Source organism: Thermalbibacter longus (assembly GCF_023806485.1).
GTDB lineage: Bacteria > Chloroflexota > Chloroflexia > Thermomicrobiales > Thermomicrobiaceae > Thermalbibacter > Thermalbibacter longus.
The window spans coordinates 147,868-171,199 of record NZ_JAMSLR010000001.1 but is presented as its reverse complement, the minus strand read 5'-3'; the positions used below and the strand labels follow the sequence as shown (position 1 = coordinate 171,199).

At 68.0% G+C, this 23,332-nt stretch carries 22 protein-coding genes; 15 read left to right on the top strand and 7 right to left on the bottom strand.

Going from position 1 to position 23,332, the window contains the following annotated elements:
- Positions 1-441: 441 nt before the first annotated feature.
- The 4 genes from NET02_RS00770 to NET02_RS00755 all read left to right on the top strand — a co-directional run bounded on the left by NET02_RS00770 (position 442) and on the right by NET02_RS00755 (position 4,792).
- Complete coding sequence (locus NET02_RS00770; protein ID WP_284055457.1) at positions 442-705, top strand: TFIIB-type zinc ribbon-containing protein; 264 nt, start codon at positions 442-444, stop codon at positions 703-705.
- Between the two features lie 51 nt (positions 706-756).
- Entirely contained in the window at positions 757-2,592 is a 1,836-nt protein-coding gene (gene uvrC, locus NET02_RS00765) for an excinuclease ABC subunit UvrC (protein WP_284055456.1), read from the top strand.
- Positions 2,589-3,233, top strand: coding sequence for an L-threonylcarbamoyladenylate synthase (locus NET02_RS00760; protein ID WP_284055455.1), 645 nt, complete (start codon positions 2,589-2,591; stop codon positions 3,231-3,233). Before uvrC ends, NET02_RS00760 begins: the two co-directional genes overlap by 4 nt.
- 266 nt (positions 3,234-3,499) lie before the next feature.
- Positions 3,500-4,792, top strand: coding sequence for an MGDG synthase family glycosyltransferase (locus NET02_RS00755; protein WP_284055454.1), 1,293 nt, complete (start codon positions 3,500-3,502; stop codon positions 4,790-4,792).
- A gap of 93 nt (positions 4,793-4,885) precedes the next feature.
- On the opposite strand, the gene NET02_RS00750 is transcribed toward NET02_RS00755, so the two are convergent.
- Positions 4,886-5,881: a DUF6789 family protein gene (locus NET02_RS00750; protein WP_284055453.1), complete on the bottom strand. Its 996-nt coding sequence runs from the start codon at positions 5,879-5,881 to the stop codon at positions 4,886-4,888.
- Positions 5,882-6,211: 330 nt separating this feature from the next.
- On the opposite strand from NET02_RS00750, the gene NET02_RS00745 reads away from it, so the two are divergent.
- Genes NET02_RS00745 through rph form a run of 4 tightly spaced genes read left to right on the top strand, consistent with a single transcriptional unit; the run spans position 6,212 to position 9,309 of the window.
- The gene (locus NET02_RS00745; RefSeq protein ID WP_284055452.1) at positions 6,212-7,063 is read left to right on the top strand and encodes a DUF5656 family protein; all 852 of its coding nucleotides are present in this window, start codon (positions 6,212-6,214) and stop codon (positions 7,061-7,063) included.
- A 12-nt stretch (positions 7,064-7,075) separates the two neighbouring features.
- Positions 7,076-7,261 carry a hypothetical protein gene (locus tag NET02_RS00740; protein WP_284055451.1) on the top strand — a complete coding sequence of 62 codons (186 nt, stop codon included), beginning with the start codon at positions 7,076-7,078 and terminating at the stop codon, positions 7,259-7,261.
- Positions 7,248-8,624 carry a replication-associated recombination protein A gene (locus NET02_RS00735; RefSeq protein WP_284055450.1) on the top strand — a complete coding sequence of 459 codons (1,377 nt, stop codon included), beginning with the start codon at positions 7,248-7,250 and terminating at the stop codon, positions 8,622-8,624. Before NET02_RS00740 ends, NET02_RS00735 begins: the two co-directional genes overlap by 14 nt.
- A complete protein-coding gene (rph, locus tag NET02_RS00730; RefSeq protein ID WP_284055449.1) occupies positions 8,575-9,309 on the top strand; it encodes a ribonuclease PH in 735 nt (244 codons plus the stop codon). Before NET02_RS00735 ends, rph begins: the two co-directional genes overlap by 50 nt.
- A gap of 85 nt (positions 9,310-9,394) precedes the next feature.
- On the opposite strand, the gene hisB is transcribed toward rph, so the two are convergent.
- Together hisB and hisC are read right to left on the bottom strand one after the other, a co-directional pair.
- Positions 9,395-10,000: an imidazoleglycerol-phosphate dehydratase HisB gene (gene hisB, locus NET02_RS00725; RefSeq protein ID WP_284055448.1), complete on the bottom strand. Its 606-nt coding sequence runs from the start codon at positions 9,998-10,000 to the stop codon at positions 9,395-9,397.
- Positions 10,000-11,106 carry a histidinol-phosphate transaminase gene (gene hisC / locus NET02_RS00720; protein WP_284055447.1) on the bottom strand — a complete coding sequence of 369 codons (1,107 nt, stop codon included), beginning with the start codon at positions 11,104-11,106 and terminating at the stop codon, positions 10,000-10,002. Before hisC ends, hisB begins: the two co-directional genes overlap by 1 nt.
- 355 nt (positions 11,107-11,461) lie before the next feature.
- Between hisC and NET02_RS00715 the strand changes: the two genes are divergently transcribed.
- The 7 genes from NET02_RS00715 to ggt all read left to right on the top strand — a co-directional run bounded on the left by NET02_RS00715 (position 11,462) and on the right by ggt (position 18,311).
- Positions 11,462-12,538: a D-alanyl-D-alanine carboxypeptidase family protein gene (locus tag NET02_RS00715; RefSeq protein ID WP_284055446.1), complete on the top strand. Its 1,077-nt coding sequence runs from the start codon at positions 11,462-11,464 to the stop codon at positions 12,536-12,538.
- 33 nt (positions 12,539-12,571) lie between these two features.
- Positions 12,572-13,489, top strand: a complete 918-nt coding sequence (locus tag NET02_RS00710; RefSeq protein WP_284055445.1) for a pseudouridine synthase — start codon at positions 12,572-12,574, stop codon at positions 13,487-13,489.
- Positions 13,404-14,123, top strand: a complete 720-nt coding sequence (gene cmk / locus NET02_RS00705; protein WP_284055444.1) for a (d)CMP kinase — start codon at positions 13,404-13,406, stop codon at positions 14,121-14,123. The genes NET02_RS00710 and cmk overlap by 86 nt, the downstream gene beginning before the upstream one ends.
- A complete protein-coding gene (locus NET02_RS00700; RefSeq protein ID WP_284055443.1) occupies positions 14,107-14,889 on the top strand; it encodes a lysophospholipid acyltransferase family protein in 783 nt (260 codons plus the stop codon). Before cmk ends, NET02_RS00700 begins: the two co-directional genes overlap by 17 nt.
- Positions 14,886-15,491 (top strand): GNAT family N-acetyltransferase, encoded by a 606-nt coding sequence (locus tag NET02_RS00695; protein ID WP_284055442.1) that lies wholly within the window; start codon positions 14,886-14,888, stop codon positions 15,489-15,491. The genes NET02_RS00700 and NET02_RS00695 overlap by 4 nt, the downstream gene beginning before the upstream one ends.
- Before the next feature lie 105 nt (positions 15,492-15,596).
- On the top strand, positions 15,597-16,589 hold the full coding sequence (locus NET02_RS00690) for an amidohydrolase family protein (RefSeq protein WP_284055441.1): 993 nt from the start codon (positions 15,597-15,599) through the stop codon (positions 16,587-16,589).
- A 24-nt stretch (positions 16,590-16,613) separates the two neighbouring features.
- A complete protein-coding gene (gene ggt / locus NET02_RS00685) occupies positions 16,614-18,311 on the top strand; it encodes a gamma-glutamyltransferase (protein ID WP_284055440.1) in 1,698 nt (565 codons plus the stop codon).
- Here the strand turns inward: ggt and NET02_RS00680 are convergent.
- The 4 genes from NET02_RS00680 to NET02_RS00665 all read right to left on the bottom strand — a co-directional run bounded on the left by NET02_RS00680 (position 18,308) and on the right by NET02_RS00665 (position 23,323).
- A complete protein-coding gene (locus NET02_RS00680; protein WP_284055439.1) occupies positions 18,308-19,285 on the bottom strand; it encodes an LLM class flavin-dependent oxidoreductase in 978 nt (325 codons plus the stop codon). The genes ggt and NET02_RS00680 overlap by 4 nt on opposite strands.
- A complete protein-coding gene (locus NET02_RS00675) occupies positions 19,282-19,686 on the bottom strand; it encodes a RidA family protein (protein ID WP_347710990.1) in 405 nt (134 codons plus the stop codon). The genes NET02_RS00680 and NET02_RS00675 overlap by 4 nt, the downstream gene beginning before the upstream one ends.
- A gap of 333 nt (positions 19,687-20,019) precedes the next feature.
- Positions 20,020-21,114, bottom strand: coding sequence for a lipocalin-like domain-containing protein (locus NET02_RS00670; protein ID WP_284055437.1), 1,095 nt, complete (start codon positions 21,112-21,114; stop codon positions 20,020-20,022).
- A 1-nt stretch (position 21,115) separates the two neighbouring features.
- Positions 21,116-23,323, bottom strand: a complete 2,208-nt coding sequence (locus NET02_RS00665; protein WP_284055436.1) for an MMPL family transporter — start codon at positions 23,321-23,323, stop codon at positions 21,116-21,118.
- Positions 23,324-23,332 lie beyond the last annotated feature (9 nt).

Genomic DNA, 23,332 nt, shown 5'->3' with positions numbered 1-23,332 from the left:
ACTCCATTGCCGGGTTCGCCCGCGCGTGCCAGGCAACGACGAGGCGTGTACGATCCAGTCTCCCTCCGGGCACACTGCCCTGCCCGGGATCGCCCCCACGTCCTCACGAGCCTGGGCGCTCCAGTACGAGCTTTATGCATGGCATGAGCACGGTCAAGCGGTTGGTTCGTCTATTCGGAATGACGACAGAAATCGCCTAGCCAGACGGCGGGCCCCGCTCCGCCGCGCAAGAGCCCTGGCCGGCCGCAGGCGCTGACCGGCCTTCTCCACGCTGGAGAACCGAGCGACCGGGTGGTGTGTAACGTACGTGCAGCAGAGCGATCGGCAGCCCTTGAACGAGATGTTATGCTCAATAAGCGAGGATCGAACCCAACCACTGCCCCGGAGAGGCAAAGATTCAGTCGCAGTCTGAGCAGCCGGGAGGTGAGGGAGCGCAGCACGATGGCAGAGATGGTTTGCCCGAAGTGCCTCGGAAGGATGCGCACGGTTGAGCGCAACGACGTGGTGTTCGAGCGCTGCGTCGAATGTGGCGGGGTCTTCCTCGACCGCGGCGAACTCGAGCAGCTCGCCCGGGCCGAGACGACGTATTATCGCCGCCGCACCGACTGGCACGATGATGACGATGATGACGACTGGCACGAGCGCCGCAAGCACGGCAAGCGAAGGAAGGCGCGGCACTTCCTTGAAGAGCTCCTCGACTTCTGAACGCCTTCACGACGCGGCTGACAGTACGGCGACCTGTCACCGAGAATGACGATGAGCGTCACGAAGCAAACACTGGCAGAGCGACTGGCAGCCCTGGAACCGGCGCCGGGCGTCTACCTCATGAAGGACGCGCAGGGCCGGGTGATCTACGTCGGGAAGGCGACCTCCCTGCGCGCTCGCGTGCGCTCGTACTTCGGCTCGCGCACCGGCATGGACGGCAAGACGCGCGAACTGGTCGAGCACATCGCCGATTTCGAGGTCATCCGGACCGATACGCCGAGCGAGGCGCTCATTCTCGAGAACGAGCTGATCAAGCGCTACCGGCCGCGCTACAACATCATGCTCCGCGACGACAAGACGTATCCGTTCATCCGGGTGACTAACGAGCCCTACCCCCGCGTCATCGCGACCCGGCGGATCGTGCAGGACGGTAGTCGTTACTTCGGCCCCTATCCCAGCGCTGGAGCAGTCCACCGCACGCTCGAGCTGCTGAAGCGGCTGTTCCCGTACCGGGCATGCGACATCGAGATCACCGGCAATTCCCCGCGCCCCTGCCTCTACTACCACATCGGGCGGTGTGTGGGCCCGTGTATCGGCGCGGTCTCTCAGGACGAGTACCAGCGGGTCATCGAGAACGTGGTGCTGTTTCTCCAGGGTCGTGGAGAGGATCTGCTCCCGAACCTGCGCCGCCAGATGGAGGAGGCCGCCGAGCAGCTCGACTTCGAGCGCGCGGCTCGGCTGCGCGACGAGATCAAAGCGATCGAGCATGTCCTCCAGCACCAGAAGATTATCACCGGTCGGAACGAGACCTTCGACGTGCTGGCGGTGGCGCAGGGCGCGGGCGGCGATGCCTGTGTCCAGGTCGGCTTCGTGCGCAACGGCAAGCTGCTCGGCTCCGAGTATTACTTGATGAGCGGCGCGCGCGTCGACGACACGCCGAGCGCCATCCTAAGCTCGTTCGTAGCCCAGTTCTATCAGCAAGCTGCGCAGATCCCCGGCGAGCTGGTGCTGGAGCACCCGCTAGAGGATCAGGAAGTTGTCGGGGACTGGCTCGCCGAGCGGCGCGGCACCAGAGTCAAGCTCACCGTGCCGAAGCGTGGCCTGCGGCGCGAGCTGGTCGAGATGATCGCCAAGAGCGCGCGCCAGAACCTCGAGCAGAGCCGAGTACGCTGGCTCAACGACGAGCAGCGCACGACGGCGGCGCTGAGCGAGCTGGCGGATGCGCTCGCGCTCGACCGTATCCCGCGGCGAATCGAATGCTTCGACGTCTCGAATCTACACGGCACCGATGCGGTGGCTAGTATGGTCGTCTTCGAGAACGGTAAACCGAAGAAGAGCGACTACCGGCGCTTCCAGATCAAGCAGGTGGACGGCCCGAACGACTTCGCGATGATGCAGGAGGTGATCCGGCGTCGTTACCGGCGGGCACTCGACGCCGAGCAGACCGAGACCTGGCAGACAATGCCGGATCTGATCATCGTGGATGGCGGTAAGGGCCAGCTCAGCGCCGCGCTGGGTGCCCTCCGAGAGCTCGGGTTGGATCTGCCGATCGCGGCGCTGGCAAAGGAGCACGAGGAACTCTTCTTGCCAGACCGGCCTGATGCCGTGCTGCTGCCGCGGGACTCGCAGGCGCTGTTCCTGGTGCAGCGCATTCGAGACGAGGCGCATCGCTTCGCGGTCGCATTCCACCGCAAGCGACGCACCAGGACGAGCATTCGCTCAGTGCTCGACGAGATCCCTGGAGTAGGCCCGCGCCGGCGACGCGAGCTGCTGCGCCGCTTCGGCTCGGTCGAAGGGATCCGGCAGGCGAGCGTGGAGGAGCTTGCGGCCATCAAGGGCATCGGAAGAACACTGGCGGAACAGATCAAGACGGAGTTGGGCAGATGAGCGAAGCCGGACGAGCACGAGTGGTCAGGGCCGATGACCCGCAGGCAATTCCCCTGGCGACCTCGGTCTTGCGCGAAGGCGGGCTGGTCGTGTTCCCGACCGATACCGTGTACGGTGTCGGTGCGGCGGTTGACCGGCCGGAGGCTGTAGCCCGCATCTACGTAGTTAAGGGGAGACCGCTCGAGCGGCCGATTCCGGTGCTGATCTCCTCTCTCGATCAGCTCGAACGGCTGGTTACCAGGGTCGACGAGCGGGTGCGGCGCCTGGCGGAGGCGTTCTGGCCGGGTGCGCTGACCATCGTTCTGCCCGCGCAGGATTGGCTTCCCGAGGAGATCGTCCGGGACACCCGAGCGGTCGGACTCCGCATGCCTGACCACCCGGTGGCGCTGGCCGTGATCGAAGCCTCGGGCGGTGCACTCGCCACTACGAGCGCCAACCGCTCGGGGGAGCGCGAGGCCTGCACGGCTGACGAGGCAGTGGAAGCGCTCGGCGATCGCGTGGAGCTGATCATCGACGGTGGACGCTCGCCGGGTGGTGTGCCATCGACCGTGGTCGCGGTGGAAGGAGACTCGCTGCGGATCTTGCGTGTCGGGGCGCTCGAGCCGGACTTCGTGGAGCGCGTCTTTCGCGGCGAGACCTGAGACCACCAGCACGCTCGCTGAAGCTTGTTCTTCCAGCCCCACTGGCCCAGCCAGTTCGCTGCAATCTCCCCATGCCTCCCCGTGAGCCACCTGCCGGCGCAGACCGGGGCAGACTCGCTACACCGGCATCATCGACGACGCGGGGATGAGTACCTCCTTCCCGTTGACACCGTTGTCGCCGTCGCTAGGATTCGGTGAAATTGCTCGCGGCGACCTGGGTGATCACCTAGAGCGCGCCGCCAGGGTCTGGTGGGGAAGGGGGATGAGTGCCACGCTGGACCACCGTGGGGATGATCGGGCTCCTCTCGATCAGCCTGGTTCGCCGCCGGAGACGGCGACGATTGAGAATCCCGGAACACCCGCACTCGCACAGGCCGCTTCCGAGCGAGAGCTGGCGCGTGCTGATCCTCTCGGCATCGGTCGGCGGTGGGCATAACGCCGCGGCTGCCGTGATCCAGAACGACCTGCTCCAGGCCGGTCACCGCGCGTGCATCGTCGACGGTCTGGCGCTGGCGAGTCCCCGAGTGAATCGGTATTTCCAGTGGGCGTACCCCTGGCAGCTCCAGCGGATCCCCTGGCTCTACGACTGGCAAATCCGGCTCTCGAACGGGCGCCGGGTCGCCCACGCCGTGCGCTGGCTGTGTGCCGCCCTGTGGAGCGAGCGGCTGCTCGACCTGATCGGGATCGTCAGGCCAGACCTGATTGTCTCTACCTACCCGCTCATGACGGCCGTCCTCGGTCGGCTCCGCGCGCAGGGCCGAGTGCAGTGTCCATGCGCCGCGGTGGTGACCGATTATGGGGTGCACCGGCTGTGGACGGCCCCTGGCGTGGACTTGCATCTCGTCGTCTCGGGAGAGTCAGCGCGGCAGGTCGTCGACGCCGATGGCCGGGTCGAGATCATGCAGCCTCCGGTGAACCCGGCCTACCGCGTGCTGCGAGACCGCGAAGCTGCCCGCGCGCGCCTGGACCTGCCCCGTCGCGACTTCATCGCGCTTGTCGTGGGTGGCGCCTGGGGTATCGGCGATTTGGAGGAGATCGCGGTAGACGTGGCCGCCAGCGGCGTCTATACCGTGATCGTCTGTGGCCGGAACGCAGCGCTCGCCTCCCGGCTGGCGCTCCGGTTCGCCGGGATCGATACCGTCCGTGTCCTCGGGTGGACCGACGAGCTACCCTGGTATATGGCGGCAGCGGACTGCCTAGTGCAGAGCGCGGGCGGCCTGACCTGTCTCGAGGCCGTGACCGCGCGATTGCCGATCGTGCTCTATCGCCCGATCGCCGGCCACGGGCGGCTCAACGCGGAGACGATGGCGCGTGCCGGCGCGGCCCACTGGGCACGCTCGGCGGAGGAGCTGCGGGCTCTGCTGCGCGCCGCAGCCGAAGGGACGGTCAGGCTTCAGCCGCCAGAGGTCCAAACGGGAGTGCCCGCGAGCGTTGCCCTGCTCTCCTTGCTCCCGGCCGGAGCACCCCGCTCGCCCATTGCCGGTAACGCGGGGGCCCAGGAGCAGTCTAACGAAAAGGTAGAGGTAGAGAGACTCGTTTCGACCGGCTCGGCGGGGTAGTCCTCCAGGACGGCCCGGTGGGACCGCGAACAACTGCCACACCGCTTCCCCGTGGGGCGGCACAGGGCTACGAGGCTGGACGACGCTGGCAGGTCACGGAGTGCGCTCGGACGGCTTGCTCTCCTGCGCCGGGCTGAGACCGGCGTACGACCCGATGAGCAAGCCGACGGCACTCCCGAGCAATCCGCCGAGTATTGCGACCAGCACAGTGCTTGCGGTCTCCGCGATCAACGGGCGCCCGACCAGCGCCAGCAAGGCCCCGAGGACGAACCCGGGAATGATTGCCCAGGCCATCAGCCGCTCGGCGTGCGAGAGGATCCACTCCTCCCGGCCAGGGCCGATGCCGGTCTCGGTCAGCGTCTGCTGGACAACGTACGTCTCGCCCAGCACCGCTCCGTAGACCAGGTGGAGGATCAGGTTGCCGATGATCGGGAGCGGTCCGGCGCCCAGGTTCAGCCCGAAGAATCCGGCATCGACCAGTGGGAAGAAGACGATGAGCGAGGCCAGCCAGGGCACGAAGGAGAAGATCAGACCACGACGCCATCCCGGACCGCTCAGCCTGGGCTCGACGAACAGAGCGTAGAGTATCGCCCAGGCGATACCCGCGGCGAAGTGCACCAGCAGTGCCAGCGGCAAGTTGACAGCCGCGGTTTCGGTAAGTGTGTTGTTGGCCAATCCGTCGAACCAGCGCTGGAGTGTGGAGCCAGCGGGCAATATCCCGGCGAGAGGACGGACCACCAGGCCCCAGGCCCCGATCAGAACTGTGGTCGCCGCACCGGTGGCTGCGAAGCCGGCCAGAAGACCCAGCGGCAGCCAATCACGGAGCCGGCCTGAAGGAAGTCGCTCCGGCTCTCGGGCAGGGCGACGCGACACCGGTGCTGCAGCGCGCTCGACCGCAGCCGTGACCGCTGCTTCGACCGGCCGCAGCCATCCGGTCACCAGCACCACGATACCGACGATAACTGCAGCCGCAGCCATGAGGGCCTGCGCATAGCGCCCTTGAACCAGGTGAAAGATCCCTGCTGGAATTGCGACGATCAAGAGCGCCAAGTAGATCAGGTCCCAGGTCGACCAGCGTCGGTTCGCCATGTCGCTCTCCTCTCTCCGCATAGAGCACAAAACCGAACCCTTGTGCGCAGTCCTTGGGTCCGCACCAGCGGGCATGCTCGTGGCCTCGATCGGTCGCGTGGCTCTGGATCAGCGTTCGCGACCTCGCTATCGTGAGAGACCTTGTGGCCGCCGGTAGCCGCTCGAGACCCTCGCGGTACCCGTCGAATCGTCGAGAAGCACTGCGTGTGCATAGTGTAACCCAGGCGTCAAGGCCGGGCACAGGCCAGTGGAGACTGGGTCTCTCTGGCCGCGGGTCGAGCGACCGGTTACGATTGCTGGTGAGAGTGGAGGCAAGCGGAGGAGACAGTCGTGCTCCCGAACGTGCATCGAGCGGTCCTGCTGCGGCTTACCCTGCTCGGGTTGGCCAGCGGCGTCATGCTCGCCACCCTCGGCCTCCTAGCCCAGCGAGCCGATCCACCGCTCGGCAGCGTCCCGATCATCGATCCAGGAGGCCGGAGCTACTGGCTCGTCGGGCTGGCGCTGGCCGTAGTCTGTGGCGTGACGTACCAGCTCGCCGACCGCACGATGCTCTACGCCAGGGTTACCGCCGCGGCTCGGGGCGTGCGCTACGACCCCGTGCCCGATGTACCGCTGGCCTGGATCCTCCCGTTCACGACCTTCACCGGAGCTGTCCTGTTGCTGAGCGTCTACCACACGTTTACTGCCATCGTCGCGATCGCGCTCGGCTCGTTCCTCGCGCTCGTGGCCGGGATGGGAGCACGGCACCACCTGTACGATGCCGATGAGCAAGCCCGCAGCTACGCTCGAATCGTCCACACGCTGGTCGTGCATGGGGTGGCGCTCGTCACGCTGTCCATGATCTACATCAACAAGCTGCGCAGTCTTTACTCCGGGACAGCAGTGCTGCTCCTGGCAGGGCTCCTCCTTCTCCAGCTCTCGGAGGCTGAAGATATCCCGCTCGACCGGCGGGTGCTGTACGCGGTCGTCGGCGGGCTGGTACTCGGGGAAGTTACCTGGGCACTCAACTACTGGCGCGCCACCGGCTGGCTGGGCGGCGCGGTGTTGCTCGTCTTCTTCTACCTGCTTGCCGGGGTGATCCTGATCCAGATGCAGCGCGGCGCCACGATCCGGGATGTGGCGGAGTACGGAGCGGTGGCCGCGCTCGCGTTCGGCGTGCTGGTCTGGGAAACGTTGCGATAGCGCAGGTGACGTATGCGCGATGACGAGCGCTCGCTGCACGAGCTGCTGCTGGAGCTGGATCGACTGGAAGAGCTCCGGGAGGACCTGCTCGAACTCGGCATCCGCTCCATCGAAGAGCTGGACGCTCGGATCGCGGATCTGCACAGGCTCGTCGACCAGATGAGTGGTGAACAGGACATCGGGAATGGACCTGTTTGAGGCCCACCGCCGTGAGCAGCTCAAGCGCCGGGCACCGCTGGCCGACCGGATGCGCCCCCGGACGCTCGACGAGCTGGTCGGGCAGGAGCGGGTCGTCGGTCCCGGTACCCTGCTCCGCCGTGCCATCGAGCAGGATCAGCTCAGCTCGCTCATTCTCTGGGGCCCACCGGGCAGCGGCAAGACGACGCTAGCGCGCCTCATCGCCAGCGTGACGCGGGCTCACTTCGTCCAGCTCTCGGCCGTCACCGCCGGTGTCGCCGACCTGCGGCGCGAGGTGCAGCAGGCAGCCGAGCGGCTGGGCATGCACGGGCAGCGCACCATCCTCTTCATCGACGAGATCCACCGCTTCAACAAGGCCCAGCAGGACGCCATCTTGCCGTACGTGGAAGACGGGACGATCATCCTGATCGGCGCCACCACCGAGAACCCATCGTTCGAGGTCAACTCGCCGCTGCTCTCGCGCTCGCGCGTAGTCGTCCTGGAGGCACTCGACGACGAGGCGATCCACGCCATCGTCGAGCGGGCACTGGACGACGCCGAGCGCGGGCTCGGCGGTCAGGGACTAACGATCGAACCAGCCGCTCTCGATCTCCTGGTCAACCTCGCCAACGGCGACGCGCGTTTTGCCCTGAACACGCTGGAGCTGGCGGCAGTCGGCGCGCGCGACGGCATCATCACCGAGCAGCTCGTCCGCGAGGCTGCCATGCAGCGCATGGCCGTCTACGACCGCGTCGGCGACGCGCATTACGACACGATCTCGGCGCTTCACAAGTCGATTCGCGGCTCGGATCCGGACGCCGCGCTCTACTGGCTTGCGCGGATGCTGGAGCGGGGCGACGACCCGCTCTACGTCGCACGCCGACTGGTGCGGGCCGCCTCGGAGGATATCGGCCTGGCCGACCCGCAGGCGCTGGTGGTGGCGATGGCGGCCCAGCAGGCAGTCCACTTCATCGGCATGCCGGAAGGCGCGCTGGCGCTGGCGGAGGCCGCCGTCTACCTGGCGCTGGCACCGAAGAGCAATGCGCTCTACCAGGCCTATGGCGCCGCGCAGCGCGACGTGGCCGAGACGCGCAACGACCCGGTTCCCCTCCACCTGCGCAACGCGCCGACCAGGCTGATGCGCGAGCTCGGCTACGGGCGCGGCTACCGCTACGCGCACGACGAGCCGGGCGCCATCGGCACGCAGCAGTATCTCCCAGAGCGACTGGCCGGCCGGCGATATTACCGCCCGACTGGGCGCGGATTCGAGCGCGAGCTGGCACAGCGGATCGAGGCGATCGCGCGGCGTCGTGCGCAGGCACGAGGGGAGCGGCATGACACAGACCCAGCAGCGGAGTCGTCCGAACGACCGCCGCAACGATGAGCTCAGGCCAATCCAGATCATCCCAGGCTATTTGCCTTACGCCGAGGGATCAGCGTTCATCGCGCTCGGGGATACCCATGTCATCTGCGCGGCCACTCTGGAGCAGCGTGTGCCGAACTTCCTGCTCGGCAGCGGTCGGGGATGGGTGACAGCGGAGTACGGGATGCTGCCGCGCAGTAGCCGGGAGCGCATACCTCGGGAGCGATCCGGGCCCGGCGGCCGGACGGCCGAGATCCAGCGCCTGATCGGCCGCTCGTTGCGGGCCGCAGTGGACCTCGAGGCGCTCGGGGAGCGCATGATCATCATCGACTGCGACGTGCTCCGCGCTGACGGCGGCACCCGCACGGCGGCGATTACCGGCGGCTGGGTGGCCCTGTATCAAGCCCTGCAGGGGCTAGTGGCTGAGGGGATACTGCCGCGTCTGCCCATCGTCCGCCAGGTGGCGGCGGTGAGCGTCGGGGTGGTGGCCAGCGAGGCCAGGCTCGACCTCCAGTACGAGGAGGACAGCGCGGCGGAGGTCGACATGAACGTGGTCATGACCGACCGCGGGGAACTGGTCGAGATCCAGGGAACCGCCGAGACCACGCCGTTCGGGCGAAGCCGGCTGGATGAGCTGCTCGACCTGGCCGAGCGAGGAATCGGCGAGTTGATGGCCATCCAGCGGAGCGCCCTCGGGATCGAATAGCTGCAGATCAGCGCGCCGGCCCGTGGAGCGACGGGAAAGCCGCTCCATTTCCGGGCAGGTGCGTCCGCGACGTGGCCGCGCAGCCCTAGCCGGTCTCGATGTAGCCCTTAGTGGTCGGCAACTGTTGGCCCAGGCGCGGGTCGATCTGTGTCGCGGCGTCGAGCGCGCGGCCCAGCGCCTTGAAGACCGCCTCGACCTGGTGGTGAGCGTTGCTGCCGTAGAGCGTCACCAGGTGGAGGTTCATCCGCGCCTCGTGCGCGAGGGTCTCGAGGAAGTGACGCACCAGGTCGGTGTCGAGTTGGCCGAACGGCTGCGGCACGAACGGCTCGCGCTGGACGTAGTACCCGCGCCCCCCGAGGTCGACCGCCACGTGAGCCAGCGACTCGTCCATGGCCACGGCCACGTCGGCCATCCGCCGGATGCCCCGGCGCTCGCCGAGCGCCTCGCGCAGCGCCTGACCGAGGCAAATCGCGACGTCCTCGGTGGTGTGATGCGGGTCGATGTGCAGGTCGCCCCGTGCCCGCACGACCAGGTCGAAGAGCCCGTGGCGGGCGAACAGCGCCAGAACATGGTCGAGCGCGCCGATACCGGTGTCGATCTCCGCCTGGCCTGAGCCGTCGAGCACGAGCGACACCGTCACCGAGGTCTCGCCGGTCTCCCGCTGGATGTGAGCCTGGCGCGGCGCGCTCATCACGCCACCTCGTCCGCGATCTCGCGCAGGGCCTGGAGCACGCGATCGGTGTGCTCGGGCAGCCCGACCGTGATGCGCAGGTGCTGGCGCAGCAGCGGATCGTCGTACTTGCGGACCAGGATCCCGCGCGCGAGCAAGCGCCGGTGCAGGTCGTGGGCATCGCCGCGAGCGACTCGACACAGGATGAAGTTGCCGCGCGATGGGTACGGCTGCAGCAGGTCGAGCCGGCGCAGCCCCCGAAACAGCCGGCCCCGCTCCAGGCGGATCCGGATCACCTTCTGCATCTGCACCGAGAGGTCGGCGAGTGCCGCCTCGACGGCGCGCAGTGCGAGAGTGTTCACGTTGAAGGGCTGCTTGACACGCCAGATGGCCTCCGCGAGCGCTGGCGGAAAGATGCCGTAGCCGATACGGAGGCCGGCTAGCCCAGCCCACTTGCTGAACGTCCGGAGCACGACCAGGTTCTCGAACTCCCGGGACAGCGGCAGCAGGGTGCGACCCGCGAACTCGAAGTACGCCTCGTCCAGCACGACGAGCACGCCGGTACGGAGCAAGCGCACGAGCTGCTGGGCGCTCACCAGGTTCCCGGTGGGGTTATTCGGCGAGGCGACGAAGACTAGCTTCGTCCGCTCACCGATCGCTGCCTCGATCTGATCGAGATCGAGGTCGAAATCGTCTCGTCGCGGGACTACCCGGACTGTGGCGCCGAAGAGGGGCGGACGATCGAGGTAGACGCCGAATGTCGGTACCGGGACGATCACCTCGTCGCCGGGCTCGACGGTGGCGAGCAACAGCAGATCGATCAACTCGTCCGAGCCGTTGCCGACGATGATGCGATCCGGATCGGCCCCGGTGTAGCCCGCCAGCGCCTGGCGGGCGGCCTGTTGGGAAGCATCGGGGTAGAGGTGATAGTCGTCGGGGCGGGTCAGAGCCTCGAGCACGCGTGGCGAGGGGCCGTACAGGTTCTCGTTGGCGTCGAGCTTGATCAGCGCGTGCACGGTGTGGCCGGTCTCCCGCGCCACCGCCTCCAGGCTGTCGACCGGCTGGTAACCCGGAAGATCACGCACAACCTGGCGAATCAGCCCGCGCTCAGCGTCGACGCTTCCCACCGCGCGCCCACCCTCTCCGTGCGCTGCCCCTCAGACCGTGCCCCACCCGGCCGGTACAATCGCTTCCAGGTGGCCAGCAGGTGCAGGGTACACCATGGTGGGGGACTCCGGCCAGCAGCGCGAAAGAGCTCAACGACACCAGAGAGGCAGGCGCTGGCTCGCGCTCGTGCCGCTCGTACTGCTGTCGGTCATCCTCGCCCTCGGCCCATTACCGGCAGGCCGCGCAGCATCTTCGTTCAGTCTGGCCGGCCGCACCGCCCTAAGCCTCACCGCGTCGGGGCCGCGCGTGCTCCAGCTACAGCGTGCGCGTCCGCAGCCGGCCATCCCAGGAGTACCCGCTCCTAGCCGGATCGAGGTGTGGTCTTCCTCGGAGGCGGGAGGCTCATGGCGACACGTCGTCACGGCCCTCGATCCACCGCAGCTCACGGCGAGGGCCGCCATCGCGGTCGACCTGACGAACCAGGCACTGCTCTATGCGGATAACCCGGACGCACCGCTTCCCCCGGCGAGCACGGCCAAGATCGTTACCGCGCTAGTCGTCGCGGGCACGCTCGACCTCGACGAGGTCGTCGAAATTCAGCCGGGAGACCTGGTCGACCCAGCCGTCTATGCCAACATGGGGCTCGCTGCCGGCGACCGGCTCACGGTCGAGGGTTTGTTGACCGGGCTGCTGGTCGCCTCGGCCGGCGACGCGGCGAACGCGCTGGCGCGGGCGGCCGGCCAGCGACTGGGAGCCCCGACGGACGCGGCTGCCCACCAGCGGTTCGTGGCCGAGATGAACCGCCTGGCACGCAAGCTGGGCATGCGCCGCTCCTGGTTCGTCGCCCCCGATGGGCGCGACATGCCGGGGCAGGTCGTGACGGCGCGCGACCTGGCGATCGCGACCGAAGCGCTGTTCCAGGAGCCGGTTCTCGAGCGGATCGTCTCGTTCCCGACGGCCACCGTGCGGGTCGAGGGGCCGAATCCTCGCGAGGTCACGCTGTACAGCACGAACCAGTGGCTCGGGCTGCCGGGCGTGCACGGGGTGAAGACCGGGACGACGCCGGCGGCCGGCCAGTGCCTCGTCGCCGCCGTCTGGCGCGGGGACGCGCGCGTCGTCACCGTCGTGCTCGGGAGCCAGGACCGGTACGCCGATACGCAGGCGCTGCTCGACTGGCTCGACCGGCACCTGGCTTGGGTCCGGGTGGCACCAGACGGCGGCTTCGCGCCGCTGGACGCCGCCCTGCGGGAGCGGGGCCTCACGCTCGCGACGAGTCGCACCTTGCTGCTCACCCGCGAGGACGCGGCGACGCTTGAGGTGCGTCTCGAAGCCCTACCCTCAAGCACCGGCCGTGCGCAGTGGCAGCAGGGTACAGTAGTATTGCTGGTGAGAGGCCAGGAAGTGCTGAGTCTGCCGCTGTACGCGGCCGATCGGTTCGCGCCGGTATCGTAGGGGCTGCAGGTCCTGATGGTAGGAGCGCACGCGATGGAGCGCCGGCTGCAGCGCGTCCTCGCCGAGCACGGCGTGGCATCGCGCCGCAAAGCGGAAGAGCTGATTCGAGCGGGCCGGGTCTCGGTGGACGGGACAGTGGTCCGCGAGATGGGCGTGCGCGTCGATCCGGAGCGACAGGACATCAGGGTCGACGGCCGGCCTCTGCGACCGGAGCGGCGGCGCTACCTCATCCTCCACAAACCGGTCGGCTACATCACGACCGCTAGCGACGAGCGAGGCCGGCGGACGGTGCTCGACCTGGTCGAGGTACCGGAGCGAGTCGTCCCGGCTGGCCGGCTCGATCGCGACAGCTCCGGCCTCCTCTTGCTCAGCAACGACGGAGACCTGATCTACCGCATCACCCACCCGCGCTACGAGCTCGAGAAGGAGTACGAGGTGCTCGTCGACGGCTTCCCACCGCCGAGCGTGATCGAGCAACTCCGGCGGGGCGTGACCGTCGGCGGGCGTCCGGTCGCGGTGCGTTCGATCGAGCCGATCCGCACCGAGGAGGCCGGCACCGTCTTCCGGGTGGTGATCCACGAAGGTCGAAACCGCATCGTGCGTCGGATGTTCGAGCGGGTGGGGTATCCTGTGCTCCGGCTGGTGCGCACGCGGGTCGGGCCGCTTCGGCTGGACGGACTGAAGCCGGGAGCCTGGCGCGACCTGACGAGGCGCGAACTGGAGGACCTTTTCCGCGCCGTGGGTTTGACGCCGCCAGCAGCAGGATCCCCGAGGCCGGGCCGCGAGGGGCGAGACCGGCCAGTAAGCCGAGGCGGCGGCCGGCCACCGAGCGGAAGGCCCCGCCGCAACTTCGACGGAGCAGGACGTGGAGCTCGATCACTGTCGCGACTCCCAGATCGTCGTCGCGATCGACGGGCCGGGCGGGGCCGGCAAGAGCACCGTCGCGGCTGAGGTGGCCCGCCGGATCGGCGGGCTCTACTTCGACACCGGAATTGTGTACCGCGCCTTGGCGCTGGTCGCGCTGGAGAACGGCGTCGCGCTCGACGACGAGGATGCGCTGGGAAAGCTGGCGCGGGAGCTGCGCATCCGGGTGGCGCCGCCGTCGAAGCAGGACGGCCGGCTCTACGATGTCTGGCTGGATGGTCGCGACGTCACCTGGGCCATCCGGACGCCGGAGATCGACCGGGCGGCCTCGCAGGTAGCCGCCCACCGGGAGGTGCGCTCGGCGCTGCTCGGGCTCCAGCGCGAGATCGGGCGATCAGGCCGAGTGGTGATGGCGGGACGCGATATCGGCACGGTTGTCATGCCTGACGCGCCGGTGAAGGTGTGGCTCGACGCGAGCCTCGAGGAGCGCGCGCGCCGGCGGCAGCGAGACCTGGCCGCGCGCGGCGTCGTCGTCTCGTTGGAGGACGTCAAGGCCGAGCTCGCTGAGCGGGATCGGCGCGATGCTGAGCGGGCAGTGGCTCCCATGCGACCGGCCGAGGACGCGGTGGTGATCGACACTGACGGGCGAAGCATCGAAGACGTCGTCAGGCTGGTGATCAAGGTGATCGAGGAACGGTGCGCTTGTGCGCAGCACGGCTGACATTCCAGAGGCATGGCGACTCTCACCGCGTCGGCGCTTGAAGACGCTGATCTTCAAGACCGCGCGCGTCTTCGTCGTGCCGACCCTTCGGCTGCTGATCCGCTTTCGGATCGAAGGGCTCGAGCACGTACCGCCTGTCGGGCCAGCACTGGTGGTCGCCAACCACCTGCACAATGCTGACCCGGTGTTGATCATCGCCGCCTATACCCGACCAGTGCTCTTCATGGCGAAGAAGGAGCTGTTCAGCATCCCGGTGATCCGCTGGTTCGTCCGCCAGTCGGGCGCTTTCCCGGTGGATCGCGGCAAGCCCGACCGATCAGCCCTGCGCCATGCCGAGAAACTGCTCTCCGAGGGGATGCTGGTCGGCATCTTCCCGGAAGGGACACGGAGCGTCACGGGTGGCCTCACGGCGCCGCACCCCGGAGTGGCGCTGCTGGCGCTGCGCGCGGGCGTGCCGATCGTCCCGACCGCGATCTTCGGAACTGAGGTGCTACCGTTCAACGGCTACAAGGGCCGGGTACGCGGCCGGGGCTGGCCGCGAGTGACCGTCCGTATCGGCGAGCCGTTCCAGATCGCGACGCGCGATGAATCCGGCCGGCGCCGGGAGCTGGACGAGGTGGCGGAAGAGATCATGCTAGCGATCGCCCGGCTGCTGCCACCGCAATACCGGGGCATCTACCGAGACCACCTAGCACTCCAGGAGCCGGAGCGCCCCCGTGATGCGCTCCAGCCAACCCCCGCCGGCAGCGCGCTGGACACCCGATGAGCGAATCGCTCCTCCGGACAGAGGGTACGCTGCCCGGAGAACCGGCCGGGCCGCTCTACACCTGGTGGCGAGGCGACCCGCTCCCCACGCTCACGGCCCTGCCCGGCCTCGCGATCGAGCTCGCTCGTGACCTGGACCTGCTCGCCGAGCTCAGCGATCTCCCGGCACACGAGATACAGTCCCGAGTCGACTCGGGGCACCGGCCCTACCTGGCACGACTGGACGGCGTGGCGGTCGCCTACGGCTGGGTGGCCACCAGGAATGCATCCATCGGCGCGCTGGACATCTCTTTCTCGATACCGCGAGGGAACCGTTACCTCTGGGACTTCGTCACGCTGCCCGATTGGCGCGGTCGAGGCATCTACCCACGACTCTTGCAGGCCATCTTGAAGCATGAGGGAGAAGCCAGCCGGTTCTGGATCGGGCATGACGCGCCGAACCTCGCTTCCGCCCGAGGCATTCTCAAGGCCGGGTTCGCGAGAATCGGGGAGATCTACCGGCTCCCGGACGGGTCACTCGGGATGCTCGCGACCGGTCCGCTCGATCGGGCCCGAGCCGGGGCATCGCTCCTCGGCATTCGGCTGCTCGAAGCCGACCGCTGACTAGATCGCGCCGTCCAGCCACTAGCCGCTTCCCCGTGTTGCCCCTTCATGCTAGGCTACGCCGGGTATCAGGCCAGTGGGAGGACAGGGAGGAGGAATACGGCCGTGCGCATCGACGTGCACACGCACTTTTACCCCTCGGGGTACCTGGCGGAGATCCGGCGCCACAGCGACCACGCTTCGGTCACTGTCGACGACGCGGGGCAACTCGTGCTCCACTACGCCGGCGACTACAACGTGCTAGCGCCGGCGCACCACTCGGTCGAGGCGCGGTTGGCCGATATGGACGCTGCCGGGATCGACCTCTCGGTGATGTCGCTCACCACGCCGGGGGTGCACGTCGAGCGACCCGAGCGCGGTGTTACCCTGGCAAAGCTGGTCAACGACGAGTACGCCGAGTTGCAGCGCCAGTACCCCGAGCGATTCCGGTTTTTCGCGACGCTCCCGCTGCAGGCGCCCGACGAGGCGGCGAAGGAACTAGAGCGCGCTGTACGCCAGCTCGGGCTAGCCGGCGCGATGATCTTCTCCAACGTCAACGGCGAGCCGGTCGATCGCCCCAGGTTCTGGCCCATCTACGAGGCAGCCGAGGCGCTGGGCGCGCCGATCGTCGTCCATCCGACGGCCCCGGCCTTCGCCGAGTACCTGAGCGAGTACCGGCTGGTCGCGCTGCTCGGCTTCGCCTACGACACGACCATGGTGGCGGTTCGGATGGTGCTCGGCGGCGTGCTCGACCGCTTCCCCGGCCTGAGGCTGATCCAGACCCACCTCGGCGGCGTGCTGCCGTACCTGGCCGAGCGGGTGCAGCGGGGCTACGCGGTCTATCCCGAACTAAAGGGGAAGCTCCAGCGTACGCCGATAGAGTATTTCCGCGAGATGTACCTCGACACCGTGCTCTTCGACCCCGACTGCCTGAAACTGGGCCTGGCCTTCGCCGGTGAAGACCGGCTGCTGCTGGGCAGCGATCACCCCCACCAGGTCGGAGACCTGTTCAAGGCGGTCCGGGTCATCAAAGAGCTCCCGGTCGAGCGAACCGTCAAGGAGAAGATCCTCAGCGGCAACGCGCGGCGGCTGCTCAAGATCGAGACCGCGGCGGCCTGAACGGAGCAGGGGAGGAAGGACGCCATGCGGCGGACTGAATGGGTGCTCGACCGGACGGAGGCCATCGGCGAGCGCGGAATGGTAGCCGCCAAGCACGAGCTCGCCGCCGAGGCCGGCGCGCAGGTACTGGAGGCGGGCGGCAACGCCGTCGACGCCGCGGTCGTGACCGCGTTCACGGTGGGTGTCGTCGAGCCGTTCATGAACGGGATCGGCGGCGGTGGCCTGATGCTGATTTATCTCTCCGATCGCCGCCAGACGGTCGCCATCGACTTCGCGATGGCGGCACCTCGAGCCGCTCGACCGGACATGTACGAGCTGCTCGACGCGACCAGCCCGAGCATGTTCGGCTGGCGGGCCGTCCGTGACGACGCCAACATCCACGGCCCGCTCTCGATCGCGGTGCCGGGCACGGTGGCCGGGCTCGCGCTGGCCGCCGAGCGCTACGGTACGATGCCGCTGCGTGAGCTGATCCAGCCTGCGATCCGCTACGCGCGCGACGGGTTCCCGGTAAGCTGGCACACGAGCCTCGAGATCGCTCAGGATCTCGAACTGCTCAACCGCTACCCCTCGAGCCGGGCGATCTTCACCCGCGATGGCCTGCCCTGGCCCGTCCTCACCGGCCAGGAGCAGACGACGCTCGTCCAGGCCGACCTTGCGCGCTCGCTGGAGGCGATCGCCGAGCACGGCCCGGATGTCTTCTACCGCGGCGAGCTCGGCCGGGCGCTGGTCGAGAGACTGCGCGAGCTGGGCGCGATCCTGACCGAAGACGATCTGCGCTCCTACGAGGTGCGCGTCTCGGAGCCACTCTGGGGACGCTACCGCGGCCACCGGGTTGCGGCTGCCCCAGCGCCCTCCGGCGGCCCCACGCTGCTGGAGTGCCTCCACCTGATGGAGCATTTCGACCTGCGGGCGAGCGGCCACAACACCGTCGAGACGTTGCACCGCTTGATCGAGGTATTCCGCCAGGCATTCGTCGATCGCTTCGCCTATCTGGCCGATCCCGCCTTCGCCGAGGTACCGGTCAGCGCGCTGATCGATCCGGCCTATGCCCGCGAGCAGGCCGCGCGGATCGGCGGGCGGGCACGCCCGACCGTGGAGCCGGGTGACCCGGAGCGGCTGGGTGTCCGCCAGCGGTACGCCCGCTCGATGCCGAACTACGGCGCTGGTTCCACCACGCACCTCTCGGTCGTCGACCGCTGGGGCAACGCCGTCTCGCTGACCCAGACGCTGCTCTCGGCCTGGGGCTCGCGGGTGGTAGCGCCCGGCACCGGCATCCTGATGAACAACGGGATGATGTGGTTCGACCCCGAGCCGGGCCGCGCCAACTCGATCGAGCCGGGCAAGCGGCCGCTGGCCAACATGTCGCCCGCGCTCGTCTTCGAGGGAGAGCGCGTGTACCTCTCGTTGGGCGCGATGGGCGGGCGGAAGATCATCAACGCGCTGGCCCAGATCATCTCCAACGTGGTCGACCACGGCATGGGGATCCAGGCGGCCATCACCGCGCCGCGGATCGACTGTAGCGTCCAGCCAGCTCAGGTGAGCAGCCGGATCGATCCCGAGGTCATCCAGGGGCTGCGCGCACGCGGCCACCGTCTGCAGGTGGTCGTCGAAGACGTCGGCAACGTGCCCTTCGCCAGCCCAGTCGGCATCCTGGTCGAAGCGGACGGCACGCTGCGCGGGGGCGCGAACCCGTACTACCCAGCGATGGCCATCGGGATCTAGCGGCGCCCGAAGTGCGGCAGCACCGCGCGGCCGAGCAGCTCGATGGCAGCGACCGGATCGGGCCCGAGCGGCGGGCCGAAGCTGAGGTGCCGGGCGCCCATCTCGACCAGGCGCTCCAGGCGCGGAAGAATCGCTTCGGGCGTGCCGACTAGGCCGATCTGGAGCATCGACTCAGTGACCAGGCGTCTCGCTCTGGCCGGATCGCGCTCGACTTGCAACGCCCGATCGATTGCCTCGAAGTCTGCTCGTGTCAGCCCGAAGCGCTCGAGGATCAACGGGCTGAAGGCGCTGCCGTAGTAGGCGATCTTATCGCGCAGCACGGCTTCGGCCTCATCGCGGTCGTCCGCGATCGAGCACCAGACGCAGGCAGCCAGGTCGATCTCGTCGAGCGAGCGGCCGGCCCGCGCCGCCCCCTCGGCGATCAGCGGGGCGACAGTTGCGAAGTGCTCGGGCGGAAAGAGCAGCGGCAGGACGCCGTCGGCCAGCTCGCCAGCGAGCCGCAGCATGCCCGGGCTCATGGCACCCAGGTAGATCGGCACCAGGCAGGCCGGGAAGCGCAGGTACGCCTCCGGTCCCCACCCGGGGACGGGCTCTCCGGCAAGCACAGCCCGGATCGCGCGGATGGCTTGCCGGGTCGTCCCAAGCGGTCGCTCCTGGCGGACGCCGATCCACTCCAGGAAGTTGGCGGCACCCGCGGCCAGGCCGAGCAAGAAGCGGCCGCCGCTCAGCTCGTCCAGCGTCGCCGCCAGCATGGCGATCTCGGCCGGGTGCAGCGTGTAGGGGTTGAGCACGCCGCTGCCGACAGCGATCCGCTCCGTAGCTTGGAGCATCGTTGCCAGCAGTACCGGCGCGCTGCGCAGGAAGAGGTCGTGGCTGACCCAGATCTGGTCGAAGCCGGCAGCCTCTGCGGCACGCGCCAGCCGCGCGTACTCGCGGAGCGGCAGGTCGTTGTTCAGCCGGACGCTGAACCTCACGCACGCGCTCCACCGCTACCGATGACCGCATCGGCTTCGATCTCGACCAGGTAATCTGGCCCCACCAGCCTGCTGACTTCGACTAGGGTGTTGGCCGGCCGGGTCTCGCCGAAGTACGCGGCGTGGGCACGGCCCACTGCCTCCCAGTCGTCGGCATTGGTGACGTAGACGCGCGTGCGCACGACATCGGACAGCGAGGCTCCGGCGGCTTCGAGCGCTCGCTTGATCTTCTCGATAATGAAGCGGGCCTGCGCCTCCGGATCGCCCCGGCCGACGACATTGCCCTGGTCGTCGGTGGCGGTCGTGCCTGAGACGAACACTAGGTCGCCGGCGCGCACCGCGCGCGAGTAGCCGACGCGCTCCTCCCAGACCGTGCCCGAAGAGACCTTCATCCGCTCCACCACGGCGCGCTTCCCTCCCTCACCGCTCGCCACTGCACCGCGGAACTTTAGCACAGGGCTGTCTGGCGCGCCGAGGCAGGTCCCTCCGACCGGTATCGACCGAAGCCGGAGCTGTATGCCGGGCGGAAAGAGGCCCCGCCGGCGCATGGCCGACGGGACCAGGGCTGTGAGGAGGGGAGGGGTATGCAACCTTCGTTCCCGTCACCAGAGACGGGACACCCAGCGTGGGAATCGTCGCAATCCGTTGTCAAACAGAAGGTTAGTGAATCGCGCGGTCGATGTCAAGAGGGAGGTAGGGAATCGGGGGAGGCACAGGTTGATCCTGACGACTGGCTAATCGCCAGGATCTGGCGCATAGCCGGTGAGCTCCACATAGCCCAGACCGGTGATCCGCTGGCCCGCGGCTGTGCCCACCGCCTCCACCGCCCCCTCCCAGTAGATTACGCCGGTCGACTGGAGCGACTGGAGCTCCTGGTCGAGCAGGAGCGGGGTCACCCTGAGCTTCAGGCCCTCGGCCGGGAGATCGACGACCCAGCCCGAGGGGTAAGTGGCACCACTGTGCGGGCTCGTCCACTGGCCCGTGGGCGTGACCGTGAAATCGTCGCTGCTCAGGTAGACCGGTGTGCCGTCCACCTGCACGAGCGTGCCACTGCCGAACGTGACCTGCCCGCCGCCGTTATGCGTGTTCCAGAGCATCAGATCGCGGCCGTCGTCGAGCTGGAGCGAGAACCAGTTCCAGCCGCCCCGGCCACTCAGCAGGAAATTGCCCCACTGGTGATCCATCCAGGCCTGGCCGGTCACCTCCAGCGGCTGCCCCTCGACGACCAGCGTGCCTGTTGCCTCCAGCCGGGTACGGGAGTAGTAGTACGAGCCCGTCTCGGGTGCCCAGGTAAAGTAGCCGTCTTCATCGTGCAGCACCGGCGGTTTGCGATCGCGCACCGTGAGCTCGAGCGCATAGCCAGGCATGGTCGCCTGGATGCGGTCTTCGCCCAGCCCAACGTCGAGCCGCCACTCGGCCACCTGGAGGGTAAGCGGCGGCATCCCCTCCGGCCTGGGCAGGACAGCGGTTCGCTCGGCCCAGCGAAAGATCTGGCGGTCGATGTCGCTCACGGCGAAGTGCGCAGCGTAGGCAGTGGGATAGCCGAAGCGCTGTCCCTGGAAGATCACGAACTCGAAGCCGAAGCGTCGCCCACTCTCAGTCATGAGATGCCCAGTGTAGTACCACCACTCGGTGAGGACGTCGTGCGGGCCAGCATCGCGGGGGAAGGTGACCGGCTGGATCGACGGAGCAGGCGTGAGGAAGAGCCCCGCCGGGCGCTCGGCAGTTGCGGTTGGCGGCTGCGATACCGGGCCGGTCACGGCCTCGCCCGATCCGCAGGCAGCCAGGAGCAGAGCCAGGCACACGCTGACAAGCAGACCTCGACGCATCTCAGTGTTCCAAGCCTCGTTCGGGCAACAACCGCAGGACGATCCGCGGCGCCCACCAGTTCCAGTCACCTAGGAGCCGCATCGTCGCCGGCACGAGCAGGATGCGGACGATGCTCGCATCGAGCGCGATGGCCAGCCCGATTCCGAGCCCGAGCGCTTTGATCAGCACGACATCCGCGCTGACGAAGGCTGCCGCGACCACGACTAAGATCAGCGCAGCTCCAGTGATGATCCGCCCGCTCCGGGCCAGGCCCGTCGCGACCGCCAGACGGTTATCGCCCGTCTGCTCCCAGGCTTCGCGCACACGACTGAGCAGGAAGACCTCATAGTCCATGCTCAGGCCGAAGAGCACGCAGAACATCACGATCGGCAGCGAGGCCTCGATGAAGCCCAGCGGCTGGAAGTTCAAGAGACCGCTCAGGTGACCGTCCTGGAAGATGAAGACGAGCGCGCCGTAGCTCGCGGTGAGGCTCAACGCGTTCAGGATGACGGCCTTGAGTGGCAACAACGCGGAGCGAAGAAGCAGGAAGAGCACGAGGTAGGTCGCAATCACGACGGTGAGCGCGGCATACGGGAACTCGCTGTACATCAGGTCGACGACATCGACGATCTCCGCAGTGCCTCCGTCCACTAGCATGCGGAGTCCCGAACCCGGATCCATCGCTCGGATAGTCTGGAGCAGAGCCTTGGCCTCGTCGCTCGCCGGAAGCGCGTCGGTGTACACGTAGATGGCTGCGACGTGCTGCCCGGCGAGCTGCCGGTAGACGCTGGCAATCACCGGGTCCCGGATGAGCGACGGCTCGGCGTAGAGGAGCTGGTACTGGCCAAGCGAGATCCGCGGGTCGATGGTCACGATGCTCGAGATGCGGGTGACCCGTGGATCGGCGGCGATCCGCCGGGCAAGGTCGTAGAGGGCAGCAATAGTCTGCGGATCGTTCACCGGGCGCTCGCTCTCGACCGCGACGATGATCGGCGAGATCGCGCCGTCGCCGAAGGCTGCGCGGAAGCGCTCGAACGCCTGGCGAGACGGAGTCGTCGTGGGGAGGATGGTCGCATCAGGCGAGCTCAGCCTGACGTGCAGGAACGGGGCGCCGAGCACGAGCAGCAATGCGATCACCGGGATCGCTACCCGCCAGGGATGAGCCATCACAGCGTTCGACACGCGTATCCAGAAGGCCCCCGTCTCAGCCGAGCGGCGGAGCACCGTCAGCGCGTTGATCCGATGGCCGAGCAGCCCGAGAATCGCCGGCAGGAACGTGAGCGCCGCCATCACCGCGACCACGACCACCAGCACCCCAGCGATGCCGACCGAACGCATGAACAGGAACTCGAAAAACCCCAGCCCGCTCAGCCCGATGAGCACCGTCAGCCCGGAGAAGAAGACAGCCCTACCGGCCGTCGCCGTGGTCACCTCGACAGCTCGCGCGACGCTCCCGTGTTGGAGCTCCTCTCGGAAGCGACTGACGATAAAGAGCGAGTAGTCGATCGCGAGGCCCAGTCCCAAGAGCGTCGCGACGTTGAGCGTGAAGATCGAGAGCTCGGTCACCCTGGTCAGCGCGTAGACCAGCCCGAGCACGATGGCGACGCTGACGCCACCGATAGCCAGCGGTACCCCGGCCGCGATCAGGCTCCCGAAGACGAAGACGAGCGCACCTAGCGCGAAGGGGAAGGCGATCAGCTCCGCCCGGCGCAAGTCACGCTCAGTGACCGTCTCGAGGTCGGCGTAAAAGACCGGTGAACCGGCCAACCGCACTTCGAGCTCCGTGGGCACGATCAGTCGCTCGAAGTCATCCTTCAGCCGCTGGGACTCTTCCGGAGGCAAGTCGATCCGCACCAGCGCGTAGGCGAGTGAACCATCGGGCGCGATCTGACCGGGGTTCTGGTCGAACCAGGAGATCCCGTCGACCTCGGGGATGGTCGAAAGCTGGCTGAGCGCGCGGTGAGCCTGCGCGATGAACTCGGGATCTTCAGGTCGCAGCGTCGGATGGCTAAAGAGGACGATGAGCGACGTCGGGCTGTACTCGGGGATCTCCCGCGCGAGCAGATCCCGCGCGCGGGCGGCCTCCGTATGCGGGCTGGAGAAACCGCCGACCTCGAGCGCGCCCGAAACGCGCGGCAGCGCAGGCAGCGTGACCAGGAAGAGCGACAACCAGCATGCGACTACCCACCAGCGATACCGGTACGACTGCCTGCCGATCCAGCGGAACAAGCCTGCGCC